The sequence below is a fragment of the Algoriphagus antarcticus genome (assembly GCF_002150685.1).
GTDB classification, from domain to species: Bacteria; Bacteroidota; Bacteroidia; order Cytophagales; family Cyclobacteriaceae; genus Algoriphagus; species Algoriphagus antarcticus.
In genome coordinates this window covers 1-1,930 of sequence record NZ_MSSW01000029.1, presented here as the reverse complement: position 1 = coordinate 1,930, position 1,930 = coordinate 1, and the positions used below count along the sequence as shown (strand labels likewise).

Below are 1,930 nucleotides of genomic sequence, written 5' to 3'. Positions count from 1 at the left end.
GGATTTCGTTGTGTGAAACAGCCCAAAATTGATAAATTATTCTTTGATTTGTCCTTTACTTCTGATCGTGCCTTAGGCACCCCTAATCTTATATCTATCTAACCCTGAATTTCGCTTCGCTGTATTCAGTGCTTTTACAAGAATTGCCTTTGGCAATATCGCAGAATTCGATTGTTGTGAGATTGCTGGAATCGTAATTGGGATACGGATTTCGTTGTGTGAAACAGCCCATAATTGATAAATTATTCCTTGATTTGTCCTTTACTTCTGATCGTGCCTTAGGCACCCCTAATCTTATATCTATCTAACCCTGAATTTCGCTTCGCTGTATTCGGGGTTTTTACAGGAATTGCCTTTGGCAATATCGCAGAATTCGATTGTTGTGAAATTGCTAAAATCGTAATTGGTATACGATTTCGTTTTGTGCTGAAGGCACAATCGGTATTAGCCTAGAATGAAATTCTGGGTTTTAAGTTATTCGAAATAAACAGAGTGCCTAAGGCACGATCTGTAATGAATTCGAGATTTACGTTTTCAATAGGGTTTGTAATAGGCGTAATTCATGCAGTCATCGAATGCAAAACACCTTTCGATTAAATTGAATTTTCAATTCGATTGGAGAGTATTAGTAAACGATTTAGGATATTTAACCAATTACATCCCAATTGTTATTGAGGATGATAAAGATATGAGAGTGGAATTACATCCGTCAGCTGTACGAATCCCACCCAGTCACCACGAACTTTGGACTACGCCTAGCTGAGGATTCCCCGAACTTTTCAAAATGATTATTGGGGAAATCGAAAGTTTTGATTTACTCATAATGTCCTCTAACAGAAAGGACGAAAACAATTTCATCGACAACTTCATAAACGAGTCTATGCTCTCTATTAATTCTCCGGGACCAAACCCCGCTAAATGAATGTTTCAGCAGCTCTGGTTTGCCTGTACCACTGAAAGGGTGCTCGCTTAGTTCTCCTAAAAGCGTAAGTAATTTTTTGAGTAAAGCTCTATTCCCTGACTTTTTTAGCCAAGCAATGTCTGCTGTAGCCTTGTCGGTAAAATCTAAATTATAGATCACACTCCTAAAAATTTCTTTAAATCTTTCTTTTCAACTCGTGTAACTTTACCCTCCTTGGCTTGGTTTCGGCTTTCTTCGATTTTAGCCACAAACTCTGGGTTATAGGCTTCTTCTTTCGATACCTCAAATTTTATTTCAAGAGCCTGCATAAACGCTTTTAGAGCAGAAACTTGCTCGCTCGTTTTTGGATGTGCGATAATTATATCTTGTGTTTTCATAAAATCTTAAGATTATTTTCATTGAAAGTGATGATAAAGCTGACTTTTTCATACTTGATTTGATCTTTTTGTCTCGTTCTGCCGATTAGAAATCGATTAAAGGTATTTCAACCAATTTTTCTGTCATACCTTTAAACGTGATCAGATTTTGACTTAAAACGCATATCCATTACGATAATCGTATGAAAATACAAATGAATAAGCTTACTCTTCTGACAATTGTTAAAATTAATTGGTTCAATATGCTAAATCTCATATTCATTCTAGAGTATGAAATTGAGAAACTCTGGGAGGAGGTTGATTTAGGTAATTGTTATTTGTTTTTTACTAGACCTAGATTCACTGAAACTAGCATTTGAACAAAAAATTTTAGAAACTGGAGCTAAGAAAACGTAAGTATAATTGAAGGATATAAACTGCCGTTGTTCTAGGGTTCGAAATGATATAGGATTGATTCTCTCTTATTGCTTCATTCAATAATACTGATCGTGCCTTTGGCACTCTTATTCATGCATCTATCTGACAAAACCCTGAATTTCGCTTCGCTGTATTCAGGACTTTTACAGGAATTGCCTTTGGCAATATCGCAAAATCCAAAGTTCTGAAATTGCTAGAATTGTAATTGGGATAA

At 35.9% G+C, this 1,930-nt stretch carries 2 protein-coding genes; both read right to left on the bottom strand.

What is annotated here, in order from left to right:
• Positions 1-814: 814 nt before the first annotated feature.
• Complete coding sequence (locus BVH04_RS10940) at positions 815-1,081, bottom strand: Txe/YoeB family addiction module toxin (RefSeq protein WP_086541513.1); 267 nt, start codon at positions 1,079-1,081, stop codon at positions 815-817.
• Positions 1,078-1,299, bottom strand: a complete 222-nt coding sequence (locus BVH04_RS10935; protein WP_086541512.1) for a DUF2683 family protein — start codon at positions 1,297-1,299, stop codon at positions 1,078-1,080. Before BVH04_RS10935 ends, BVH04_RS10940 begins: the two co-directional genes overlap by 4 nt.
• Between the last annotated feature and the right edge of the window lie 631 nt (positions 1,300-1,930).

What these genes read in the sequence shown, in the direction of transcription:
- BVH04_RS10935 (WP_086541512.1), bottom strand. Translation starts at nt 1,299, where the DNA reads ATGAAAACACAAGATATAATTATCGCACATCCAAAAACGAGCGAGCAA.